Here is a 22063-nt window from a genome sequence, read left to right as displayed (position 1 = left end):
GCGTCAGTTGCCCAATGAGGCGGTTGTTTGGATTCCTGCAACGATGCTCGCGGCACCGAATACGATAAAGCAACCGACGATCACGGTTACGCCGTAGCGCCAGTTAATCCGACCGGTCAGCATCATAAACCCGACGCTGGCTATCGCGATGACCGCGACGACCGTTGCTATCGTACCGAGCAATGTGCCCTGCAGCCAGCCGACCGCTGACACCAATACGCCCGAGCCAGCAGGATCCGCGAGCGTATCTTGCGCCGAAGCGCTGACCGAATGAAACGCGGCGAGCGCTACCGCCCCAACCCTGAATTTACCAATCCCCACCGCTGCCCCCTAGCTATCGATCACGCGAATGCCCTTCTTTGCGCACTTGTTTCAATATTACCAACACGAACGACAGCAAGCGGTCATCAAAACAAAAAATAATGCGAGACCAATGGCATAGCAATGTGGGTCGTACACTCGGCAATTGCTGTCCGGGGCGGGCCACCTTGCCGAAAGTTCCATAACGTCGTACCATAACGACGCGCTGCAAAAAAGCTGCAGTGTGGGGCTTCGAAACCTCTCTACGCCTTCTCGGTCGCGATTTTTATCGGGGCCGGGTGGCATGCGCGCATGTCCAGCCGGTTCGCCGGTAAAGGCGCATGCGCTCGTGCGTAGCGAGTTTCGAACATCCGGCTTCGGCCGTCGCCCCGAGTGGACATACGGGCGGCGCGAGGCAGAAGCCCGATCCGCCCCTCAAACAGGGGACCTCCGTGAAATTTTACAAAACACTTTCCCGCATGGCGCTTGGCTGCGCGGCGATAACTGCCGCCGCCTCCGCCTTGCCCGCACAAACAGGCGGCTTTGACGGTTTTATCGACGATCCGATGGAGCAAAACTTCGACGTTTTCCAAGATAGCCCAGAATGGAAATACTTCCGGACGCCGGGCTATTGTTACGCATCTGCCGAAAACGAACGAGGCGTCCTGTTGGTTGGCTATGATCGCCGCCGCAACCAGGCGCATGTGGGGTTTTGGAATAAGGACCTTACGAGCTACCGAACGGCTGATACGACTTACCTCGAAATCATCCTGATCAACGTTATTCCAGGCGTTGGGCTCAGCGATCCGAACCGCGAATGGGGCTCGAACAAGTTCCTAATTGGGGTCAATCGGGGTGGCCAACGCGTGTTCAACGCCAAACTGAACGGCGCGCAGGTGCTTACAAGCTTCAGTAAGTTTGATCGGCTTGGATTCATGAATGCCGATGCGACAATAATCCAGAACTTTGACCTGACACACAGCGCGCGTGCCATGAATCGGCTCCGCGCCTGCGTTCCGCGCTAACTATTACGTCTGCTCATTCGAGCGGACGGTCTGCCGGCACCGACGGCAACTGCGCAATAAAGGGAGAATTGTATGAACCGTCCAACGCTGGCGCTCGCCAGTTTCTCAGCCCTACTCGTATCGTGCGGAGGCACCTCCGAGACAAAAACCGTCGAGTTGCTCAGGGCAGGTGATGCAAAGGTCTGCATCGCGCCCGACGTCGAACAATTGCTGCGAAAGCTGGTGATATCTCAGGACGGCGCGGCCAAGGGCTACACGATCGCTTTCGCGGACGCGACGCTAGAAACATACGACAAGGTTGTAAGCAAGGCGTCCTGCCACGCCAACATCAAGATTGATGGTCCGTTCGGGGAAATCGTCGAACGAACGGGCTTCGATTTTACCATCGTACCTTCAGCGCAAGATCCTGACACATTCGTCGTCGCGGCTGAACTCGGGGGATTCGCAGAGCGCCTTGAAGTTAGCATGATCAACGAGGCGAAAGGCAAAGCTGCCGACCAAGCCGCAGAGACGGATCGCAACCGCCTAGTGGCGACGGTCAAAGATGGCTGGCTGATTGGTCGATGGGTCGGTGCGCAGCAGGGATCGGATGCGTGCCTCAGTGGCCCCTTTTATGAGTTCGCGCGCAGTCATCGCTACCTCGATGCAACCGGCCCCGCCGGGTCCTGGAAACTATCCGGTACTCGGCTGCAAATCATTGGCACCGGCGCTGCTATTGAGCTGAATATCGGAGAAGCTGATCAAGACAGCTTCTTGTCCGATGCTACAGGGACCACCCTGGCATCCGCTCGGCGTTGTTCACGTGCGGAATTCACGCCTCCGCCGGAGGACGACGGCGATGCAGACGAGCCTGGCGATGCTTCTGGCATCGACGCTGAGAACGAACCTTCGACGATCCAATAGGACGTCGCGACAACCCGCACCTCCTCGGTATAAACAGGCGTGAACTGCAGCGGCAGGTCACGCCTTTATCCGGCTGCCTTTGACTTTCTGGCTAACGTGCGCTAGTATACTAACACAGTGCGGCCGCGTGCTGCCCCTGAAATTGGAGATCGAAATGGCCCAGCCCGCCCGGGTGCTGGAGATCGCCGACGTGCGTCGCTTGCTCGACCACGTTAGCGATCTCCGGCACGCGACGCGTAACCGCGTCATCATAATGCTCAGCTTCAAAGCCGGACTTAGGGCCTGCGAGATTGCCGGCCTCACCTGGTCAATGGTGCTCCGTCCCAACGGACAACTTGCACCGGTGTTGTTCGTGTCAGGCGATATCACCAAGGGCGGATCGCCCCGACGCATCCCGGTACATGCCGATCTGCTCGCTGCCCTTCGGTGCCATCGCATCGACCAAGGACGGCCACGCGATGGCCCGGTAATCGCATCTGAGCGCGGCGGGCACATGACCGGTCGCAGCATCGTGAATTGGTTCGCTGCCAACTATGCCGAGCTCGGCCTCGACGGTTGCTCATCCCACTCCGGCCGGCGCACCTTCATTACGCGATCGGCCCGCATGCTCGCTAAAACCGGCGGTTCACTTCGCGATTTACAAGAGCTGGTCGGACACCGCGACCTCGCTACGACCCAGCGCTACATCGAGGGCAATCGCGATGCCCAGCGGAAGCTCATCGCCCTGATCTAACCCCACACCAATCGGAGAAAACGACATGACTGACGACACGGGAGAGGTGCGCCCAGCGCGCATGTGGAAAACGCACGCACGTGTGGCTGCTATCTGTGCGCTTAATGACGCATTTCGAAAGCGAGGCGCTGGCGGCATGGCCGCGGTTACGCCGGGCATCAAGGCCCTGGGTTCAGACGCCCTCGTCGAGATCACGCGCACAATCCGTGAGTTTGACGATTTTAACGCCGATAACGATCCGCACGGCGAACATGATATGGGCGCGTTCCTCTATGCCGGGGAACGGGTTTTCTGGAAGATCGACTATTACGACAACGATCTGGAACACGGCTCGCCTGACTCCGCCAACTCGGCGGTTACGACCAGAGTGCTGACGATCATGCTGGCGTCGGAATATTGACCAGCAGGACCGCTCGTACCGCCATCTGGTGCAAGGTCTCGAGCTAGCGATGCGCTACTTCAAGCAGGGGCAGCATGACGGCTTGTGCGGCTTCTATGCTGCCCTAAACGCCTTCCGGTATATCCAGCACACGGCGAAACATATTCTGCTGCGCGAAGAGGACGCTGCCTTCTACGACGAAGGGGTGGAATGCCTGGCCCGCGTCCCCGGTATCGATATTCGTGTATTAAAAAGCAACTCAGCCATCGGCGGAATTGATCAGTTCCAGATCCGCGATCTTTGCCGAATTTTCGCGGAGCGCATCGACCTGGACATTTCAATCGAACTGATCGGGCACCGGCAGCGCATGTCCTTTTCGCAGCGTTACGGATCCCTCTGGGCGCACGGTAAGGCCTTTGCCGTAATCGCCGCCCACCGGGACGGGAGCCACTGGGTGGTGGCCGCGCGCCACCAAACACATGCATATCAGCTGATCGACAACGGCCGAAGCCAGCCAATAGCTCTTCGCGGCGGCGATGGGCCGCAACTCGCGACCGATGCCGCGGTCGTTCTCACGTTTATCTGAAAAAACTCGCGGGAATTCTTAAAAAACTCGCTAGCGCTTTTCATCCAGAATTTGCGAGTCATCGGCGAACGACACCACCGCGCCGGCAGCCAGGTCTTCCAACCCATCCGCAATATACCGACTATAAAATCGCTCGATCATAGGAGTCGACGTGTCATGTAAACTCGCCACGAGCCGTATCGGCAGCCCGGCTCGCAAACCTCGAACGATCGATGAGTGTCGCAGGGCATATGCCGTTACGCCAGGCAGTCCGGCGATGGCTGTGACCGCGTGAAAAACTTTTGTGATTTCGAAAGCTGCGCGCCATGCGCCGCGTCGATCTCGTTCCCATTTGCCACGCCCCTTGGGCACGTGAAACCATCGCTCAAGTAGCATTGCATCGGATGCCCGCCCAAGAACAATCGGCCGAAGAGCTTCGATCAAATCCTTGCTGACGGGAACAGGCGTTCTCGTATCTTCACGACTCCGCCCTTTCCGACTGGCCGGCATTAAAAGCCGCGAAGCTTGCACATCTGCCACTCGCAACCGAGCTACCTGCGAAAACCGTGCGCCAGTCGAGGCGAGCACCAGGATCATCCGCGTTAAATCTCCGTCCCAAGATTGATCGGCATCGACTCTGCCCGCGGCACTCACGATTGCGCGAACTTGCTGATCTGTGAGTATCTGATTTTCTCTCGCCACTGGCTCAATCGGCGTCGCGTTTTCGATCTCTGTTGGTCGAAGCCCTCTCGCGATCGTCGAGGCAATATCGGCCGGCAGGGAGCGGTGTGACGCGATCGCAGCCGCGTTCAAAGCGGCGCGAAAATCGCTCGACAAACGTTTCCTCGTTGCGATCTTTCCAACCAACGAGGACCGCCAGCTCTCGAGCTCGCTTTCTTTAAGCTGCGATAGCTGCGTTGCCGCTAGTTTAGCATTGCTTAGGACGTGCAAGCGAAGTCGGCTTGATGCATCCGAGCGTGTAGGCCTTCCTGCCCGCGCGGTTGCACGGGCATCACGACGCTTGATGTACTCCTCTATGGCAAGTCCGACAGTTATTACTGGACCCGTTGCGGCAGCAGCCGCTTCGCGACGGGCGTTCGCAACCGCGACTTTTGCCGCCACCACCGCTGCCTCGAACGAAAGCGTTCCATCCCCGATAACATCGTCAGCCGTGCCTAATGTTACCTGGGCATATTTTCCATTCCCTGAATACCATCGGGCTAGCCAGCGACCACCCCGTTTCCCTTTTCGATATCCGAGGTGAGTGTCGGGATCTATTCCCCGCCAATGCACTCCGGGCTCCAGCTTTATCCGCGCGCTACGCGTCGTCAGCGGCGCTTCCTTTAGCGTCTGTGCCACACCAACCTCGCAAACCGTCAAATATTCGTCAAATAAGCACCCGCGCACGTCGGCGAACGCCAGCGTGCGACCTATATCTATGTATATGATTTTGCAGTGCAAAGCCACACTTCAGCGAACGATGGGCGCCAATATCTTGCGCCCTCCGAAGGCAGAGGCCACTGGTTCGAATCCAGTCGGGTGCACCACTATCCAGCCATGCACCCCAACCTGATCGCGCGCGTTCGACTGTCGATGCCCAGTCCGTGCGTGGCCCGGCATGCCAACCGGCTACCCCGCAGCGCGAACATCGATATCTTTCGCCCGCCGGGCAAGTCCACGTAGCCGTGGCCAGTGATTTTATGGCCCCACAGGCGCGGTCGGACTGCGCCAGCGTGCTGGGTGCACCGACCAAGCGCGGCGCCATCAATATTGGCAGGAATACGCCCTTGCCGCCGGTGTCGGCCGAGAGCCCAACAGCCGTTGGCCCGTCGCTGCTCATGATCGTTCACCATCCCCCGGGGTAGTGGCCGATCAGCTTACCAGCGCGGCGCGATCATTCTTGTCGGTACGCGCATGATCTGTTCGCAATCCGGGCGCCCCCTCGCTAACCGCGACTTTCCCGTCCGCTGCGCAGGGCAAGCAGCGCCAGCAAGGCGATCACCGACCCCGATGCCATCAGCACCGCGACGATCTGCAAGCCATAGCCCGCGGCAAAGAGAAAGCCCGCCAAGGCCGGCGCCAGCGCCGAACCGCCGCGCCCGACGCCGATGGCAAAGCCGGTCGCGGTGGCGCGCACCTCGGTCGGGAAGGAGCGCGCGAGCAATGCATACAGGCCGACAATCCCCCCATTGGTGAAGAAACCGGTCAGCGCCGCGATCGCCGCCAGTTCGGCATAGCTGCCCTGCCCCCGGCCGAACCAGGCCACCATCACCGCCGACACCGCCATCATCGCGATCGTCAGCGTGCGCACGTCGATCTTGGCGGTCAGGAAACCGAGCACCAGCGAACCGACCAGCCCACCGCAATTGGCGAACACCAGGATCGTGCCCGCGGAACTGGGATCGAAGCCCATGTCGACGACGATCTTGGGAATCCATTTGAGCAGGAAATAGAAGGTCATCAGCTGTGCCGTATAGGCCAGAGTGATGAGCAAGGTGATGCGCAGCAACGCCGGGGAGAACAAGGCGGCAAGCGGCAGCCGGGCGCCGGCGGCGCGTTCCGGTGGCAGCGCGTGGATCGTGCGATGGCCCATCCGCGCCAGCGTGCGGTTGATCGCCTCCAGCGTGTTCGGCCCGCGACGCTGCATTTCGAACGCGATCGATTCGGGCGCACGCCACAGCACCAGCGGAATGAAGCACAAGGTGAGCACGGCGCCAAACTGGAACACGATCGGCCAGTCGAAATGCTGCAGCAGCGCCGATGAGATCGACCCGCCGATGATCGCCCCGAGCGGATAGCCCGCCGCCATCAGCACCACCGCCAGATTGCGCCGCGCCGCGTTCGACGCTTCCGATACGGCCGCATTGGTTGTCGCCAGCATGCCGCCAATGCCGAGCCCGGTGAGCACGCGCCATACCGACAGCATGACCACATCCTGCGCGGTCGAGGCGGCGAACATGCCCGCCGCCATCACCACCAGGCAGCCGAGGATTGTGGTGCGCCGCCCCAGCCGGTCGGCCACCCCGCCGAGCACGATCGATCCGACCGCCATGCCGATCAATTCCATCGACAGCACCAACCCAAGCGCCGCGCGGTCGATCCCCCAGGCGCGCACGATGCCGGGCGAGGCGAAGCTGATCGACAGCACGTCGAACCCGTCGAGCGCGTTGAGCCCGACCATGATCGCCACCACGCCCCATTGGAAGCGCGACATCGGCTCGCGATCGATGATCTCGCGTGGATCGTCCGTCATGCCGCTCTCCCAATCGTCATTGGCACGGGCTATCGACCGGAACGCTATGGCGCGCAACAATAAGTGCGGCGGCTGGGCTGCCCCCGGCTGCGGCCGTCCTGCCAGTCGCGCAGCACGGCCAGCCGCCCCGATTGGAACGAGCCGAGCCATAATGTGCCGCCCGCAATCGCCGCGGCGGAGACGCCGTTGAAGCCGGGCTGCGGTAAACCTCGGGCCAGCGTCGTGACTCGGCCATGCTTCAGCTCGCCCACCACCCAGCCGCGATGGCAGAGCATCGGATCGGCGACCCCCGCGATCACCCGGCGGCGCCCGCCGCACGCCGGCTCGTCGAGCACCATGCCGGCCAGCAACAGGCGCTTGCCGGACCAATGGATATTGTCGGGCATGAAATCGGGCGCGTCGATGCGGGCGACCGGACGGTTGGTGTCGCGGCGATCGAACACCACCACCGCATGCCAGCCGAACGCGACGACATAGAAATGGCGCTGATCGGGGTCGATTTCCAAGCCGTTATTGCCGGGCAGTGCGGTGCCGGGGAGCGCGACAAAGCCGGCATCGCCCGGCCGCCATTGCCACACCGCGCCGGTGACTTGGCCGAGCACGAAATCGGCGATCGTCGTGCCGGGCCGCGTCAGCACCGTCACCAGCACCGTGCCATCGGCAAAGCCGGCAACGCTATTGCCGATCTGCCCCTCCGGCATCGCCAGGCAATCGCGCCAGCGCAGGCGCGGGACCTCTCCGCGCGTGTCGATGTCGAACAATTCGATCGATTGGCGACCACCATGATTGACCACGAGCAGGCGCCAGCGGTGTTTCCCGAGCCGACGCAACGACAGGCCGCGCGCGTTGAACACTTTGGCGTCGACCGGGCCCGGACAGTCGCGCGCGCTGGGCGCAGGCGCAAGCTGATCGGGCCTGCCGGTAAACCAGGTGGTAAAGCCGCGGGTGCGCGTATCGACCAGCTTGAGCCCGGCGCCATCGGCGAACCCGCTGGCGATCAGCCAGCGCGTGCCGGGAAGCGCTAGAACATCCTCGGGCTTTTGCGGGCCACAGACATAAGCAAGCTCGGTATCGGCGGCACAATCCCCCGTCTGCGCGCGCGCCGCGGTGACCGGCAGCAGCGCGAGCGCAATCAGGACGATCGCGCGCCACATCAGTCGCGGGGTCGCGCTGGCGTCGGTCGTGGCGGCACGGTGTCGCCCCGGAACAGCGCCATGTCGGCAAAGTGCGGCCACGCGATCGCGCGGCTTTCCGGCGCCAGCCAGACGAGGCGCGGGGCCGCGGGATCGAACATCGGCCAGCGCCCCACGACCGGGCTGGCTGGGATGCCGCCCCGCGCGAAGGCCAGCAACGCGTCGGCCATTTCGCGCTCGAGCGATACGTCGCCCGCCTCCCACATGCGCGTCCGGCGAAACAGATCTAGCGACTGGCGGGTCCGCAGCCAATAGGGCACGTCGCCGCTATGATAGGCGCCGACCGTGGCCGGATCGTGATCGCTGAACACCACGCCCGGCGCATAAGGCTGTCGACGCGTGAACAGATAGGCATAAGCCGGTTGCCGGCCATAGCGCGCCTGGAACGTCGCCCATTCGGCCATCTGGAAGCCGACCGTCGCGTCGCGGGCGATGTCGGCGGCGGCACGGCGTGCATCGGTATCGGCATAAGCAGCCAGGATGGCATCCGCCCGCCCGCCGAAACGATCGCGCACCACCCGCGTCAGCGCGGCGCGGTCGGCGACGGCCCCGAGCGGGCGAAAGCTCTCATCCTTGGTATAGCCGATCAGGATCGGCACGTCGTTTTGCGTGCGCGCGGCAAACACCTGTTCGGCCGTGCCGGAGACGATGCGGCCGTCCTGCACGATCGCATCGCGACGCGTGGTGGCCGCGGTGATCGTATCGCCCGGCAGCGCGCGGAGCGCCGCCAGCGATGCTGCGCCCAGCTCCTTTTGCAGCGCCAGCCCCTGTGCCTCGGCGGTGGCAAGCGGGACCGGGCCGAGCATCGCGCCGAACGGACTGCCGCTCATGCCGACCGCGCGATAAAACAGTCCCTTGGCCGCCGGGCTCATCTGCAGCAGCGCGACCGACATCGATCCTGCGGATTGGCCGACGATCGTGACATTGTCGGGATCGCCGCCAAACTTGGCGATGTTGCGGCGCACCCATTGCAGCCCGGCGATCTGATCCATCAGCCCGTAATTGCCCGAGCCGCTGCCGGACTCACGGCTGAGCTCCGGATGCGCAAAGAAGCCGAGCGGGCCGACACGATAGGCGAGATTGACCCGCACCACGCCGTCGCGGGCAAGCGGCGCTCCTGAATAATTGGCCATGCTGGCCGAACCGATGGTGAATCCGCCGCCATAGATCCACACGATCACCGGCGCCTTGCGCGCCGCGCGTGGCGCCCAGATGTTAAGGTACAGGCAATCCTCACTGCTCGCTTCATTGCCGAAATAATGGTTCTGCCGCGATCCCCGCAGCGGCTGCAGGCATTCCGGTGCGAAGCGATCGGCGTGGAACGTGCCGCGCCATGGCGTCACTGACCGCGGCGCTTTCCAGCGCAAGTCGCGTACTGGCGGCGCGGCAAACGGCACGCCGAGCCAGGCCGACACGCCGGAGGCGAGCACGACTCCGTCGATCCGTCCGCCGTCCACGGCGATCGCGCGCGACTGCGCCTGGGCGCCCGTGCACAGCAATGCCGCCAGCGCGGCAGTCAGCACCCGCCTCATTTGCGCGGCACGCCGAGCTTGTCGTGGAAAAAGTCGAACGTCGCATTGGTCGCCCGCAACGTCGCCGTGCGCGTCGTCGCCGCATCCCGGCCGATAAAACTGTGATCGACGCCGGGCAGGTAGATCGACTGAACCGACACACCCGCTTTCTTCAAGGCGCGCTCGCCAAGATGCGATTGTCCGACCGGGACGACCTGATCGTCGTCGCCGTGGATGAGCAGGAAGGGCGGCGTCTTGGCGTCGATATAGGTCACCGGGCTGACCGCGCGGATCTGGTCCGTTGGACAGGCCGCCGCGCAACCGAGCAGCTTGGCGCCCGCGGCATTGCCATCGGGCGTCGCGGTCATGCCGGCGAAATCGTACACCCCGTACCAGGTCGCCGCGGCCTGCACGCAGCCGTCTTGTGCCGCCGCCGGATCGAGCGCGGTGTTGCGGCAGGTGACCGCGGTCAGCGCCGCCAGATGCCCGCCAGCCGATCCGCCCCACACGCCGACGCGGGCCGGATCGATGCGATAGTCGGCGGCATGCGTCCGAAGGAAGCGCAGGGCGGCGTTCGAATCCTGCAACTGCGCCGGAAAGCGCGCCTCGCTCGACAGGCGATATTCCAGGCTGGCGACAGTGAAGCCTTCGGCAGCGAGCGACGCCAGCACTTTGGGAAAGTCGGCCAGCGCCCCGGAATGCCGCGTATGCCCGCCCTGCCAGCCCCCGCCATGAATATAGAGGATCAGCGGGTGCGGCCCGGGCGTGGCCGGGACATAGACATCGACGATCTGCGGCCGATAGCCGGGATTGGTCTGGTAGACGATGTCGCGATACGCCGTGACGCCATCGGCAAAGGCGACGGGCACCACCGGAAACAGATCGTCGAGTGCCGGCTTTTCCGCCACCGGATAGAGGCGCGGGGCACGCTGGGCGTTCGCTGGGGAGACCACCGACAGGGATGCGGCAACCATGGCCCCGATTTTGACAAGTCTGATCACGGCAGCTCTCCCACGATAGCTAACGGCATCGATCGCGCCGTTCTGCTGCCCAACATGCCGCATCGCCATCGGAATGCAAGAAGCACGAACAAGTTCGTACCTTTTATCTTCGTGCCGGCTTGTTGCCCCATCGACCAGGGATACGGGATCGCCTATCGATAACGGCCGATCCGTTCAGGAGATGTTTGTGCCCACCGGTGAGAAGCCCGTTCGTCGCTCCCGCGCCGAAACCCGCGAGGAAGCGATCAACGAGCTGATCGACATCGCCACCGTCGAGTTCGTCGAAAAGGGCCTGGCTGGCGCGCGCATCGACGAGATCGCCGGCAAATCGACCAAACGCAAAATCTATTATTATTTCGGCGGCAAGGACGAGCTGTATCGCGCCGTGCTGGAGCGTGCCTATCGCCGCGTGCGCGCCAGCGAGAACACCGTCGATATCGTGTCCGGCACGGCGGGCGAGGCGTTGCGCCGATTGATCGAGCACGATGTGCGCTATCATTCCGAACATCCCGAACTGGTCCGGTTGGTGATGAACGAGAACATCCATCGCGCCGAGCATCTCCGGCAGATCGACGGACTAAGCGCGCATAACCATGACGTCATCGACCTGCTTGCCGCGATCATTGCCCGCGGCGAAGCCGAGGGCGCATTCCGCGGCGATATCGATCCAGTCGAACTCCATATGAACATGACCGCATTGGCCTTTTACAACGTGTCTAACCAATTCACCTTCAGCCACAATTTCGGGATCGACATGGCCAGCCCGGCAGCGATCGATCGCCGCGCGCGGCAGGTGGCCGACATCATTCTCGCCTGGATCACGCAGCGCGACTGATCGTCATCGCCGGCCAAACACGGGCAGCACCCGACGCAATTATCGTTGACAGGTACTAGTTCGTACCACTAATCCTCGCTTCGTCACCGGCACAAAGCATGTCGGGTCATGGGGAGGATATGATGATGCGCCATTATGCGAATCGCCTGGGATTAACCGCGTCCGTTTCGATTCTTGCCGTCACGCTCGCCGCGACGCCTGCCGCCGGACAAGCAGTGGGCAGCACCGGGCCCGAAACCACCGCGGGCCAGATCACCGTTCCCGGCGAGGCATCGACCGCCGCAGCCCAGACCGACAGCGTCGAAGCGCCGACCCGCGCCGCCGTCGAAGAGGAGAGCGGCCCCGACATCGTCGTCACCGGATCGCTGATCCAGCGCCCCAACAATACGTCGGTCAGCCCGATCGTCAGCGTCGGCGAAACCGCGATCAAGGAATCCGGCACCGCAACGCTGCAGGATGCGCTCAACCAATTTCCCAGTTTCACCACCGGCGGCAATGCCGGCACCGGCGGCCAGGGCACCGGCGGCCGCGCCTCGATCAACCTTCACGGGCTGGGCACCAACCGCAACCTGGTGTTGCTCGATGGCCGCCGCCTGCCGTCCTCCGACATTAACGGCAATGTCGATATCAACATCCTGCCGGATGCGATCATCGAGGGTATCGACGTGATCACCGGCGGCGCCTCGGCGGTCTACGGATCGGACGCCATGTCGGGCGTGGTCAACTTCAAGACATTGCGCAAGTTGCAGGGCGTGCGCGTCGATCTGATGAACACGATCAGCGAGCGCGGCGACGCCTATCGCTTCAACGGGTCGGTGGCGTTCGGCTCGAGCTTCGGCGGCGACCGCGGCAACGTGATCGCGGCATTCAGCTATGCCAAGCAGGATCCGGTCAATGGCAGCACGCGCGACTTCTTCTACGACAAGACCCCGTCGTCGTTCATCGGCACCGGCACCTACGTGCCCAGCGCGACCAATGCGCCGAGCGCCGCGGTCGTGCAAAACGTCTTCGGTGGCTATGGCGTCACCGGCACGCGCAATCCGTTGCTCAATCTCGGTTTCAACAATGATGGCTCGCTGTTCGTGCAGACCGGCGCGGTCAATTATCGCGGGCCGACCAATGGCCAGGGCTATCTGACGGTCGCCGGCAATGTGCGCATGCCGGTCGGCCAGCAGATCGATTTCTACAATGGGCTGGAGCGCAAGACCGCGTTCCTCAAAGCCGATTACGAGATCGCGCCGAAACTCACCGCTTACGGCCAGTTCATGTATGTCGATCTCAACGTACAGACCGAAAGCGGCGGCAGCCTGACGCAGTTCGGTGCGATCAATACCGTCCCGGTGACCAATCCGTTCATCCCCACCGACCTGCGCACCATCCTCGCTTCGCGGCCCAATGCCGCGGCGCCGTTCACGATCAACGGCCGCTATGTCGGCGTGCCCTATAAGGGTTTCGCCGAACAATATGACGTACAGCAATATCTGTTCGGTCTGCGCGGCGAGATTGCCTCCGGCTGGACGTTCGATGCATTCGCCGCCTATGACCAATCGGTCCACAGCCAGACGATCAGCTCCGCCGTGGTGAAGAGCCGCGTGCAGACCTTGCTCAACGCGGCAGACGGCGGCCAGTCGCTGTGCGCGGGTGGCTATAATCCGTTCGGGGACGCTAATGCCCGCGGCCTGTCGCCAGCGTGCGTCGCCTACATCACCAAGAGCGGCTTCTCGCGCGAGAAGGTGTCGCAGACACAGGTCCAGGGGCAGATCAACGGACGGCTGTTCGATCTTGGCGCGGGCGATGCGCAGGTCGCCATCGTCGCCGATTATCGCCGCAACACATATGATTTCGTGCCGGACAGCGATCTGGCCGCACAGGGGCTGGAATCGATCATCGCCTCGCAAGCCGCTTCGGGCAAGATCGCGCTCAAGGAAGCCGCCATTCAGCTCGACATTCCGTTGCTCGCCGACCGCCCGTTCTTCCAGGAGCTGGGCATTGGCGGCGCGGCGCGCATCTCGGATTATTCGACCACCGGCAGCGTCACCAGCTATGAAGGCGATGTGCGCTGGCGGCCGATCAAGGATCTGCTGTTCCGCGGCAGTTATCAACGCGCGGTGCGCGCGCCCAACATCGGCGAACTGTTCGCGCCGGCCTCGGGCACGCAGCTGGTCATCGGTACGCCGCCGGGCTCCCTGGGCGATCCGTGCGACGTACGATCCACCGCCCGCACCGGCGCCAATGGCGCGCAGGTCGCGACACTCTGCGTCGCGCAGGGCGTGCCTGCTGCGGCGATTTCCAGCTATACGTTCCCGACCACCGCCACCGGCCAGATCATTGCCGGTAACCGCGCGCTGACGCCGGAAAAGGCCACCACCTACAATTTCGGCTTCGTGCTGGATTCGCCGTTTGCGACGGGCTTCCTGCAGGATTTCTCGCTGTCGATCGATTATTACAACATCAAGATCAACAACGTGATCTCGCCGGTACCGGGCCTGACCGTGCTGTCGAAATGCTTCAATCTCGACGGCTCCAACCCGACTTACGCCGCGACCAACGCCAATTGCCAGCTGATCCAGCGCGACGCGACCGGGCAGATCGTCAACGTCTCGACTCCGTTCCTCAATTTGGGCGGACTGCGCACCGATGGCGTCGAATTCCAGGCCCATATCGGCTTCCCGACCGCGTTTCTGAGCGAGGGCAGCAAAGTATATGCGGATGCCGCGGTGGGCTGGACCCGCAGCTACAAGGTGCAGTTGCTGCCCGGCACGCCATTCCTCGATTATACCGGGATCAGCAATGGCGGCGCCGGCACCGGCTCGGTCCCGCCGCGCGCCACGCCGAAATGGAAGAGCTTGACCACGGTCGGCTATCGCTCCGACGCGTTCGGCCTGGGCCTGCGCTGGCGCTTCCAGGATTCGCTCGCCGACGTGAGCACCGTGCTCACCCCGGCCACCGCGCAGGTCGGCGTGCCCGCTTATTCCCTGTTCGACCTGTTTACGAACGTCCGCATCAACGACCGCTTCGAACTGCGCGCCGGCGTCAACAACCTGACCGACAAGGGATTGCCATTCGTGGCCAGTTCGCAGAACGGCACCGACGTTGCGTTGTACGATCCGATCGGTCGATCCTTCTATGCCGGGGTAAAGTTCAATTTCTGATGCGCCGGACGGGGGCGCCGACGCGCGCGGCGCCCCGACGACCATGAACATGCTGCGCTCGGGGCTGATCGGTCGCGCCATTCTCGCCTCACGCTCGCCCTGGCTGCACGAGCAGGAGGCGCAAGCGCAGGGGCTCGCCCTGCGCTACGATATCTATGACTTCACCCAGCGCGGGCTCAACGATAACGCGCTGGGCACCATGGTCACCGAATTGCGTGACGCCGGGCTGGTCGGCTTCAACGTCACCTATCCGTTCAAACAACAGGTGATCGCGTTGCTCGACGCGCTCGACGACAGCGCCGAGATCGTCGGCGCGGTCAACACCGTGGCGATCCGCGACGGCCGGCTGATCGGCTACAATACGGACATGTCCGGCTTTCGCCAAAGCGTCGTCGACGGGCTGGCCGGCGCGGCCATGCGTCGCGTGCTGCAGCTTGGTGCCGGGGGCGCCGGCGCGGCGGTGGCGAGCGCGTTGCTGTCGCTCGGGGTGGAGCGGCTCGACATCGGCGATATCGACCGCGACCGGGCAAACGCCTTGGTGACGATGCTGGCCAACCGCTTCGGGGCGGAGCGGGTCGGCGTGCGTGACGCCGACGATCGCGCCACCGACACGGTCGATGGGATCGTCAATGCGACACCGGTTGGCCTCGCGGCCAATCCCGGCATGCCGATCGACCCCGCGCGGATCGAGCCGCGCCACTGGGTTGCCGATATCGTCTATTTCCCGCTCGAAACCGAATTGCTGCGGGTTGCCCGCGCTAAGGGCTGTCGTACGCTGGACGGCAGCGGGATGGTGATCAACCAGGCGGCGTCCGCGTTCGAGATCATCACCGGAGCGCCGGCCGACCGGGCGCGGATGCGGGCGAGCTTCTTCGCCACGTAAAGGATCGCGAGCATGACCACACCGATCACTCGCCGCGCCTTGGTCCGCGCTTCGGCCAGCGCGGCTGTTGCCGCTGCCGCCCTTTTCGCCCCTGCCCACGCCGCCGCCGCCGACGCGCCCGCGCTGACCTTCGTCTTCCGCCTGGTCGTGACGTTGGGCGTTCCGGTGGAGCTGGGCACGGTGCCGACCGGCCGTCGCCGCTTCATCCCGATCACCGGCGGCACCGTCTCCGGCCCGAAGTTGAGCGGCATCGTGCTGCCCGGCGGGGGCGACTGGCAGACGATCGGCGCCGACGGCACGACCGAAATCCATGCGCGCTATGCGCTGCAGGCAAGCGACGGAACGGTGGTCGAAATCGACAATCCCGGCGTACGCGTCGCCACGCCGGCGATCATCGCCCGCCTGACCGCCGGCAAGGATCTCGATCCTGCACTCTATTATTTCCGCACCACGCCGCGTTTCTCGCCCACCGGGGCCAAGCACGATTGGCTGCGGCAGCGCGTGTTCGTCGCGGTCGGCATCCGCCATCCGCAGACGGTCGAGGTGAACATCTACGAGGTCGGCTAGGCAGGCGGTAACGGCGCTTTCCATTCCGACACCCGGCGTCGATAACGCTCGGCGGGAGGAGTGGAGGTCAAGCATGGCGCGCTTTCTGGCCTATGATCATGTGGTCGAGTCGGCGCTCGATTTGCCCGGTGCGATGCCGTTGCCGGACGGCCCAGCGCCGGCCGATTTGCGCATCGTGCTCAACGCCCCCGCACCGACGCTGCCAACCGCGCCGCTGTACCAGCACGACGCTGACGCGCTGATGTTCACCCCGCCCGGTGTCGGCGCCTATCGCATCACGCCGTCGGCGATCGCGGTGACGCCGCTGCAAGGCGCGGTCGACGCCGATATCGCCGCGTTGCTGATCGCCACGGCATTGCCGGCCTGGTTGTGGCTGGGGCGGCGATTGGTGCTGCACGCCGCCGCGGTGGTGCTGCCCGGGGCGGCGCGCGCGCTGGTGATCGGCGGGGCGACGGGCAGCGGGAAATCCACCATGCTTGCGGCCTTGCTAGCGCGCGGCGCGGCGATGGTGGGGGACGATACGCTGGCGATCGATGGCGACCGGCCCGTGCCGCTCGGCAGCGGGCTCGCAGGAGGGTATTTTTGGCGTGTGACGATAGGCGGTGCGCGCGCGATCCAGCCGGCGGCGCACGGGGTGCGGCGCGCGCCGCTCGGCGCGGTGCTGCTGCTCGACCGTGGCGGCGGTGCGCCGCAGTTCGAGCGATTGACGCCAGTGGCGGCCATGCCGGAGCTGCTGGCCAGTCGCCACCGGCCTGCCGTGCCGCGCCTGCTGGGGCGAGACGCGATTGTGCTGGCCCAGTGCGCGTCGCTGGCGACCACGCTGCCGATCTATCGTTGGCATCGTACCGACGCCGCACCGACGCTGAGCGACCTGGAATACGCGCATCTCGAGCGAATTTCGCAGCAAGGCTGAGGGGCGCACGGCGTCATTCCGGTTTCAGATCGACCAGCAAGGTGGGGATCAATTCTGCGACTGTAGGATGGATCGGCACCGCCCAGCGCAGCGCATCGAGCGGCTGATCCGCGTTCATCATGTCGAGGATACCATGGATCGCCTCGTCGCCGCCGACGCCGAGGATCGCGGCGCCGAGGATGCGGCGCGTCTCGGCATCGGCGACCAGCTTCATCAGCCCGACCGTCTCGCCTTTCTCGATCGCGCGGGCGACACGCGCCATCGGGCGGGTCGAGACGAGCAGCGGCCGGCCGCGCTCGCGCGCCTGCGCTTCGGTCAGGCCGACGCGGCCGAGTGGGGGATCGGTGTACAGCGCATAGCCGGGCACGCGCTGGCTCAGGCGACGGTCACCGCCGTCGAGCAGATTGGCGGCGACGATCTCGTAATCGTTATACGCGGTGTGCGTGAAGGCACCGCGGCCGTTGCAATCGCCCAGCGCCCAGATGCCGGGGACGTTGGTGGCGAGCATATCGTCGACGATGATATAGCCCTTCTTGTCGGTCGCGACCCCCGCCGCCCCCAGCCCGAGCCCGTCGGTATTGGGCCGCCGCCCGGTCGCCAGCAGCATGTGGCTGCCGACCACTTCCGGTGCGCCATCGGCGCAATCGACCTGCACGCCGATCCCGTCGGCGCGCTTGGCGAAGGCGATGCATGTCGCATCGGTGCGCACGGCGATGCCCTCCGCCTCGAGCATCTCGCGGATCGCTTGCGACACGTCCGGATCTTCGCGCGCGATCAGCCGCGGCGCCATTTCGACGATCGTCACCTGCGACCCGAAGCGGCGAAACATCTGCGCGAATTCAAGCCCGATATAGCTGCCGCCGACCACCACGAGATGCTCGGGCAATGTGTCCAGCGTGAGCAGCTCGACATTGGTGAGTGTCGTGACGTCGCCGATCCCCGGCATGTCCGGCCGGTGGGCGCGCCCACCGACGTTGAGGAAGATGCGCGGCGCCTGCAGCGTTTCGCCATTCACCGTGACAGTGTCGCGCCCGGTGAGCGTGGCATCGCCGTGCAGCACGGTCAGCCCATCGAGCCCGTCCAACCACGTCTCGTTGCGGCCGCGCGAGGCACCGGCAATGGCTTGCGCGCGCGCCACGATCCTGGGGAAATCAATCGTCACCGCGCCGGTGCCGACGCCATAGTCGCCGGCGCGGCGCGCGAGGTGCGCGGCATAGGCGCTGGCGACCATCGCCTTGGTCGGCGTGCAGCCGGTATTGACGCAGGTGCCGCCGATCCGGTCGCGCTCGATCAGCGCGACCTTCTGCCCCGCCGCGACCAGCCGCCCGGCGAGCGACGGGCCGGCCTGGCCCGCGCCGATGACGATCGCATCGAACGTGCGGGTCATGCCGCCGAGACGATCAGGAAAGCGCCGCCGATCGCAACGAGATCCTCTAGCAACGCCGCCGGCCGATCGCTGCCGAACGCCGCCGCCAGCCGGCCGCGCGCCCAGGCGCCGCCATAGGTGCCGAACACCGCGCCGACCACGCCGAACGCCGCGCCCAGCGCCAGCGCCCCACCATTGGCGCCGAGCGCCGCGCCGCTCAGGCCGCCCAGGATCACGCGCGCGGCAAATTGCGGCGGCACCTTGCGGCTGGGCGTGGAGGGCAATTGATCGGTGACCAGCTCGGCGAGCGCGAGGACGGTGAAGATCCACGGCGTGAAGCGATAGCCGAGAAAGGCCAGCCAGGTGCCATCGAGCGAGATCCAGCCGAGCTGTGCGGCCCAGGCGACCGCGGCGGGCGCGGTCATCGCGCGCAGGCCGGCGACGATACCGATAAGAAAGGCGAGAAGGAGCATAAGCAGTGGTTCCTGTGCTGGCCGCGTGGGGCGGCGGGGATGCGGGAGCAGGGGAACAGGTACGCACGCGACCTATAGCATGGATTTGGCACAGGTCATGGCCCCGCGAGCTTTGCCCGGCGGGGCGGAAAGTTAGGCTAAGGTTAGGGCAAACGACGCCGAGCCGCCGAAAGTTAGGCTAAGGTTAGGCCAATGGCGGCCGACGCCGGATCGCGCCGGGCCGGTTCAGTCCTTGTCGGCATCGAGGTCGGCATCATCGAGGGCGTCGTCGTCCAGGTCGTCATCGTCGAGGTCGTCGTCAGCGACATCGCCATATTCCGCGTCGCTGGGCGGGCCGCTGGGCTCGACATAGTCTTGCCAGCGCGGACCATCGGAAGGCGCTTCGGGCTCGGTCTGGCGCGGCGCCGATGCCGCCCAGCGCGTCTCGTCCTGGCGCGGCCAGACATAAGGTTCGGGCGTGTCGAGCGGGTAATCGGCATAGACCTCGGCCACGCCACGCGCGCCGGCGATGTAATCGTCCATGATGTCGGGCGGCGTCAGCAGCTGTGGCGCGGCCGGCGTGACCGGGGCGAGCTTGTGCGCCGCTTCGGCGACGGTCGGTTCGGGGCGCGGCAGCGGCTCGTGCCCGCGGCGGACATCGTCATGCGCGAAGCGGAAGCGATCGGGCAGATAGGCGCGCATGATGAACATCGCCATGCGATCGTTATAGCGGGTGACCGAGCCGACGCGCTGGCCATCCTTGAACACCGGCACGTCCTCGCCCTGGATCGCACGCTCGAAGGCGATGTCGAGCACGCGCTCCGCCGCGGCGGCGAGCGCGGCGTGCCAGGCCGCGGCGAAACTCTCCGATCCGGCTGCGCGGCGCAGGCGATAGCAGCTCTGCACCGACATGTTCACCGCTTGCGCGGCTGCGGAGACGAGGCCGGTATCGGCCAGCGCATCGATGAAGGCGCGCTGCACCTCGGACGTCCAGCCATCGGACCGCGGGCGGCGCGCGACCGGGCGCCATTCGAACTCGTTCGGATCGAAGCCGTGCGCGTCGCGCGCGGGCGGCGGGGCACCGGATTGGGGGGTGGCGGGGAGCGCGGCAGCCGAGGGATCGGCGGCGGCGCGGGCGGCGGGATCGGATGAGTCGGTCATCCGACAGTTTGGATCATATGGCGCGCGTGTAGGACAGCGGGGGTGGGTGTTTGTTGGACGTTTTGTTGGCGAGGTGTGGCGGTTGCGCATCCATCAAAGACTGGGCGGTGCAATCGTACGACACGATCACGCTGCTTGTTGTTTCGGTGCGATATCGTAAATTACAACGATGGCGCGGATGACCGTTTCACTTTCCGACAACCTCCCGCACTGGGTTGACGCGCGCTTGGACGAGGGGTGAGCAGGAGCCGCAAGTCTTCCCCATTCGTGGGGCACACGACCGCGCCGAGCGACAAGCCGTGGAAGCAGCAGCATGCCCGGCGCGTGCGGCGTGCGACGCATCAGATGCTCGACCAGACGATGGACGGCGATGCCATACCCTCGAGCCGCTACGCCTTCGGCAGCGCCGATTGGGACGGGATCAAGGACGGCAAGCAGCGGGTGGACGATCTGGCATCGAAGGAACTGCGCAAGTAGCGGTTGCCGCGCCGCTTGTCCGATGCGGTACGATGTCGTAAATTCGATCGATGGCGCAGGTGACCGTTTCACTTTCCGACGATCTGCAGCACTGGGCCGATGCGCGTGTGGCCGAGGGGGGATACGGCAGCCCCAGCGACTATGTCGTCGATCTGGTACGAAGAGACCAGGAATATGCTGTGAAGCTCAAAGCGCTACAGGCGGCGATCGACGAAGGGCTGGCGTCGGGGGTGAGCGAGCGCGAGCCATTCGAGTATCTCGAAGAATTGCGCGCCGGGCTGCGGGAGCGCACCCGGAGCGTCGATGCGGCTTAAGCTAAGCCGCCGGGCCGAAGCCGATCTGGCCGATATCCGGGATTATAGCGTCGAGCGGTTCGGCGTGGACCGCGCGATCGCCTATCTCGACGCGATCGAGCAGGCATTTCGAAGGATTCTGCTCTATCCGGAGATCGGCGAAGAGTACCCGGCGGTTGCGCCAGCGATCCGCTCGCTTGCCTGCCAGCGGCATCGGATCTTTTATGTGGCTGAAGACCGCACCATCGTTATCCAGCGCATCCTGCATGCCACGATGGACGTCTACCGCCATTTTTAGCGGCAGCTGGCTAGTTGATATCCCTTCGCCAAATCGAGGAACGCCGCCGCCATTCGTTCAAGAGCACCGGTAGGCCGGAGCCGCTCGGCGGCGATCAGTCGGGTTGGTGGTCACGGCGGATCGGGTGGGAGCAGCGACTCCTGTATCGGGTGAAGGGAGCGGGATACGCAGGTGGCGCAGGTGCGATATCATTTACTGATATTCAAATTCCTACCGTTTTGTTCCAGTCTGATATATACATATAGATCCGCTGAAACTCATTCGGCAAAAGCATTCGGTTGTGGGCTACAAAGTTTCTTGCTTTCTCTAGTTCAACCATTATTTGATTAAGCCAACTCTGACTAGGTATGATCTCTTTAAAAAAGTCCCAATTAGCTATTACTATTTGCGATAAATCTCCAAAGTCAACATATTCCAAATTGTCATCTTTGCCCCCTTCTAGCCAGCTATCATCCAATGCGGTCTTTCTACGAGATTCAGCTTTGTCCCGTATCCTTTTGGGTATTGTGTCTCCGTCCCACCAAGATCCCTGGACATTTTCATCAAACGTATCGCGCACTAGGCGCCGTATTTCGTTCTCAAATGCGTGTAGCACCGCGTATAAGCGCGCCATCTCAAGCGCATCGTTTCGACGTTTTATACCAAATTGCGATAGTGCTTCTAAAAGCAAAGCTTCTTCGGACTCTGAACGGTCTAACCCGATACGGATACCAGCTTTTCTAAATTGCTCCGCCTCGGCATCAAAGAGCATGCCTCTGAATATGAAATCTCTAAGGGCAGCGCTAGTCAACCAAGTGCTCCCG

At 64.0% G+C, this 22063-nt stretch carries 24 protein-coding genes and 1 tRNA gene; 15 read left to right on the top strand and 10 right to left on the bottom strand.

Features of this window, described 5'->3' with window-relative positions:
• Window positions 1-3 precede the first annotated feature (3 nt).
• On the bottom strand, window positions 4-315 hold the full coding sequence (locus U1739_RS14205) for a TrbC/VirB2 family type IV secretion system protein (RefSeq protein WP_332709259.1): 312 nt from the start codon (window positions 313-315) through the stop codon (window positions 4-6).
• A gap of 437 nt (window positions 316-752) precedes the next feature.
• Here U1739_RS14205 and U1739_RS14200 point away from each other — a divergent pair, with 437 nt between their 5' ends.
• From U1739_RS14200 to U1739_RS14180, 5 genes are all read left to right on the top strand, one after another.
• Window positions 753-1325 (top strand): hypothetical protein, encoded by a 573-nt coding sequence (locus U1739_RS14200; protein WP_332709169.1) that lies wholly within the window; start codon window positions 753-755, stop codon window positions 1323-1325.
• Window positions 1326-1397: 72 nt separating this feature from the next.
• Window positions 1398-2228: a hypothetical protein gene (locus U1739_RS14195; RefSeq protein WP_332709166.1), complete on the top strand. Its 831-nt coding sequence runs from the start codon at window positions 1398-1400 to the stop codon at window positions 2226-2228.
• A gap of 172 nt (window positions 2229-2400) precedes the next feature.
• On the top strand, window positions 2401-2961 hold the full coding sequence (locus U1739_RS14190) for a tyrosine-type recombinase/integrase (RefSeq protein ID WP_332709164.1): 561 nt from the start codon (window positions 2401-2403) through the stop codon (window positions 2959-2961).
• A gap of 25 nt (window positions 2962-2986) precedes the next feature.
• On the top strand, window positions 2987-3361 hold the full coding sequence (locus tag U1739_RS14185; RefSeq protein WP_332709162.1) for a DUF3768 domain-containing protein: 375 nt from the start codon (window positions 2987-2989) through the stop codon (window positions 3359-3361).
• Window positions 3362-3410: 49 nt separating this feature from the next.
• Window positions 3411-3926 carry a hypothetical protein gene (locus tag U1739_RS14180; RefSeq protein ID WP_332709160.1) on the top strand — a complete coding sequence of 172 codons (516 nt, stop codon included), beginning with the start codon at window positions 3411-3413 and terminating at the stop codon, window positions 3924-3926.
• Between the two features lie 30 nt (window positions 3927-3956).
• Here U1739_RS14180 and U1739_RS14175 read toward each other — a convergent pair whose 3' ends face one another.
• Window positions 3957-4772, bottom strand: coding sequence for a tyrosine-type recombinase/integrase (locus U1739_RS14175; RefSeq protein WP_332709158.1), 816 nt, complete (start codon window positions 4770-4772; stop codon window positions 3957-3959).
• 585 nt (window positions 4773-5357) lie between these two features.
• On the opposite strand from U1739_RS14175, the gene U1739_RS14170 reads away from it, so the two are divergent.
• Window positions 5358-5452, top strand: a tRNA-Arg gene (locus U1739_RS14170).
• A 398-nt stretch (window positions 5453-5850) separates the two neighbouring features.
• Here U1739_RS14170 and U1739_RS14165 read toward each other — a convergent pair.
• The 4 genes from U1739_RS14165 to U1739_RS14150 are packed head-to-tail and all read right to left on the bottom strand — an operon-like array spanning window position 5851 to window position 10863.
• A complete protein-coding gene (locus U1739_RS14165) occupies window positions 5851-7158 on the bottom strand; it encodes an MFS transporter (protein WP_332709155.1) in 1308 nt (435 codons plus the stop codon).
• Window positions 7159-7202: 44 nt separating this feature from the next.
• Window positions 7203-8312 carry an SMP-30/gluconolactonase/LRE family protein gene (locus tag U1739_RS14160; protein WP_332709153.1) on the bottom strand — a complete coding sequence of 370 codons (1110 nt, stop codon included), beginning with the start codon at window positions 8310-8312 and terminating at the stop codon, window positions 7203-7205.
• Window positions 8312-9883, bottom strand: coding sequence for a carboxylesterase/lipase family protein (locus U1739_RS14155; RefSeq protein WP_332709151.1), 1572 nt, complete (start codon window positions 9881-9883; stop codon window positions 8312-8314). Before U1739_RS14155 ends, U1739_RS14160 begins: the two co-directional genes overlap by 1 nt.
• A complete protein-coding gene (locus U1739_RS14150; protein WP_332709148.1) occupies window positions 9880-10863 on the bottom strand; it encodes an alpha/beta hydrolase fold domain-containing protein in 984 nt (327 codons plus the stop codon). The genes U1739_RS14155 and U1739_RS14150 overlap by 4 nt, the downstream gene beginning before the upstream one ends.
• Before the next feature lie 187 nt (window positions 10864-11050).
• Here U1739_RS14150 and U1739_RS14145 point away from each other — a divergent pair, with 187 nt between their 5' ends.
• From U1739_RS14145 to U1739_RS14125, 5 genes are all read left to right on the top strand, one after another.
• Window positions 11051-11698, top strand: a complete 648-nt coding sequence (locus U1739_RS14145; RefSeq protein WP_332709146.1) for a TetR/AcrR family transcriptional regulator — start codon at window positions 11051-11053, stop codon at window positions 11696-11698.
• A gap of 125 nt (window positions 11699-11823) precedes the next feature.
• On the top strand, window positions 11824-14850 hold the full coding sequence (locus U1739_RS14140) for a TonB-dependent receptor domain-containing protein (protein WP_332709144.1): 3027 nt from the start codon (window positions 11824-11826) through the stop codon (window positions 14848-14850).
• A 43-nt stretch (window positions 14851-14893) separates the two neighbouring features.
• Window positions 14894-15733, top strand: a complete 840-nt coding sequence (locus U1739_RS14135) for a shikimate dehydrogenase (protein ID WP_332709142.1) — start codon at window positions 14894-14896, stop codon at window positions 15731-15733.
• A gap of 12 nt (window positions 15734-15745) precedes the next feature.
• A complete protein-coding gene (locus tag U1739_RS14130) occupies window positions 15746-16300 on the top strand; it encodes a DUF3237 domain-containing protein (protein ID WP_332709140.1) in 555 nt (184 codons plus the stop codon).
• Between the two features lie 73 nt (window positions 16301-16373).
• Window positions 16374-17213 (top strand): hypothetical protein, encoded by an 840-nt coding sequence (locus U1739_RS14125; protein ID WP_332709138.1) that lies wholly within the window; start codon window positions 16374-16376, stop codon window positions 17211-17213.
• 13 nt (window positions 17214-17226) lie between these two features.
• Here U1739_RS14125 and U1739_RS14120 read toward each other — a convergent pair whose 3' ends face one another.
• The 3 genes from U1739_RS14120 to U1739_RS14110 all read right to left on the bottom strand — a co-directional run bounded on the left by U1739_RS14120 (window position 17227) and on the right by U1739_RS14110 (window position 20192).
• Window positions 17227-18600: an FAD-containing oxidoreductase gene (locus U1739_RS14120; protein ID WP_332709136.1), complete on the bottom strand. Its 1374-nt coding sequence runs from the start codon at window positions 18598-18600 to the stop codon at window positions 17227-17229.
• Window positions 18597-19052: a DUF4126 domain-containing protein gene (locus U1739_RS14115; protein WP_332709134.1), complete on the bottom strand. Its 456-nt coding sequence runs from the start codon at window positions 19050-19052 to the stop codon at window positions 18597-18599. The genes U1739_RS14120 and U1739_RS14115 overlap by 4 nt, the downstream gene beginning before the upstream one ends.
• A 225-nt stretch (window positions 19053-19277) precedes the next feature.
• Entirely contained in the window at window positions 19278-20192 is a 915-nt protein-coding gene (locus U1739_RS14110; protein WP_332709132.1) for a hypothetical protein, read from the bottom strand.
• Window positions 20193-20459: 267 nt separating this feature from the next.
• Here U1739_RS14110 and U1739_RS14105 point away from each other — a divergent pair, with 267 nt between their 5' ends.
• The 4 genes from U1739_RS14105 to U1739_RS14090 are packed head-to-tail and all read left to right on the top strand — an operon-like array spanning window position 20460 to window position 21505.
• Window positions 20460-20669, top strand: a complete 210-nt coding sequence (locus U1739_RS14105) for a hypothetical protein (protein ID WP_332709130.1) — start codon at window positions 20460-20462, stop codon at window positions 20667-20669.
• Between the two features lie 50 nt (window positions 20670-20719).
• Window positions 20720-20983, top strand: coding sequence for a type II toxin-antitoxin system ParD family antitoxin (locus U1739_RS14100; protein WP_332709128.1), 264 nt, complete (start codon window positions 20720-20722; stop codon window positions 20981-20983).
• Window positions 20973-21260 carry a type II toxin-antitoxin system RelE/ParE family toxin gene (locus U1739_RS14095; protein WP_332709126.1) on the top strand — a complete coding sequence of 96 codons (288 nt, stop codon included), beginning with the start codon at window positions 20973-20975 and terminating at the stop codon, window positions 21258-21260. Before U1739_RS14100 ends, U1739_RS14095 begins: the two co-directional genes overlap by 11 nt.
• A 14-nt stretch (window positions 21261-21274) precedes the next feature.
• The gene (locus U1739_RS14090; RefSeq protein ID WP_332709124.1) at window positions 21275-21505 is read left to right on the top strand and encodes a type II toxin-antitoxin system YoeB family toxin; all 231 of its coding nucleotides are present in this window, start codon (window positions 21275-21277) and stop codon (window positions 21503-21505) included.
• Here the strand turns inward: U1739_RS14090 and U1739_RS14085 are convergent.
• On the bottom strand, window positions 21463-22050 hold the full coding sequence (locus tag U1739_RS14085) for a Swt1 family HEPN domain-containing protein (RefSeq protein ID WP_332709122.1): 588 nt from the start codon (window positions 22048-22050) through the stop codon (window positions 21463-21465). The two genes, U1739_RS14090 and U1739_RS14085, sit on opposite strands and share 43 nt — an antisense overlap.
• Window positions 22051-22063 lie beyond the last annotated feature (13 nt).

Origin of the sequence: Parasphingomonas puruogangriensis, assembly GCF_036663635.1 — a bacterium.
Lineage (GTDB): Bacteria > Pseudomonadota > Alphaproteobacteria > Sphingomonadales > Sphingomonadaceae > Sphingomonas.
The sequence above is the reverse complement of the archived record's forward strand: the minus strand, read 5'-3'. Positions and strand labels throughout refer to the sequence as shown.

Bases quoted from the DNA above. Each gene is read 5' to 3' on its own strand.
- U1739_RS14195 (WP_332709166.1), top strand. From the start codon at position 1,398: ATGAACCGTCCAACGCTGGCGCTCGCCAGTTTCTCAGCCCTACTCGTA.
- U1739_RS14185 (WP_332709162.1), top strand. From the start codon at position 2,987: ATGACTGACGACACGGGAGAGGTGCGCCCAGCGCGCATGTGGAAAACG.
- U1739_RS14180 (WP_332709160.1), top strand. From the start codon at position 3,411: ATGCGCTACTTCAAGCAGGGGCAGCATGACGGCTTGTGCGGCTTCTAT.
- U1739_RS14165 (WP_332709155.1), bottom strand. From the start codon at position 7,158: ATGACGGACGATCCACGCGAGATCATCGATCGCGAGCCGATGTCGCGC.
- U1739_RS14160 (WP_332709153.1), bottom strand. From the start codon at position 8,312: ATGTGGCGCGCGATCGTCCTGATTGCGCTCGCGCTGCTGCCGGTCACC.
- U1739_RS14155 (WP_332709151.1), bottom strand. From the start codon at position 9,883: ATGAGGCGGGTGCTGACTGCCGCGCTGGCGGCATTGCTGTGCACGGGC.
- U1739_RS14140 (WP_332709144.1), top strand. From the start codon at position 11,824: ATGCGCCATTATGCGAATCGCCTGGGATTAACCGCGTCCGTTTCGATT.
- U1739_RS14135 (WP_332709142.1), top strand. From the start codon at position 14,894: ATGAACATGCTGCGCTCGGGGCTGATCGGTCGCGCCATTCTCGCCTCA.
- U1739_RS14130 (WP_332709140.1), top strand. From the start codon at position 15,746: ATGACCACACCGATCACTCGCCGCGCCTTGGTCCGCGCTTCGGCCAGC.
- U1739_RS14125 (WP_332709138.1), top strand. From the start codon at position 16,374: ATGGCGCGCTTTCTGGCCTATGATCATGTGGTCGAGTCGGCGCTCGAT.
- U1739_RS14120 (WP_332709136.1), bottom strand. From the start codon at position 18,600: ATGACCCGCACGTTCGATGCGATCGTCATCGGCGCGGGCCAGGCCGGC.
- U1739_RS14115 (WP_332709134.1), bottom strand. From the start codon at position 19,052: ATGCTCCTTCTCGCCTTTCTTATCGGTATCGTCGCCGGCCTGCGCGCG.
- U1739_RS14110 (WP_332709132.1), bottom strand. From the start codon at position 20,192: ATGACCGACTCATCCGATCCCGCCGCCCGCGCCGCCGCCGATCCCTCG.
- U1739_RS14100 (WP_332709128.1), top strand. From the start codon at position 20,720: ATGGCGCAGGTGACCGTTTCACTTTCCGACGATCTGCAGCACTGGGCC.
- U1739_RS14095 (WP_332709126.1), top strand. From the start codon at position 20,973: ATGCGGCTTAAGCTAAGCCGCCGGGCCGAAGCCGATCTGGCCGATATC.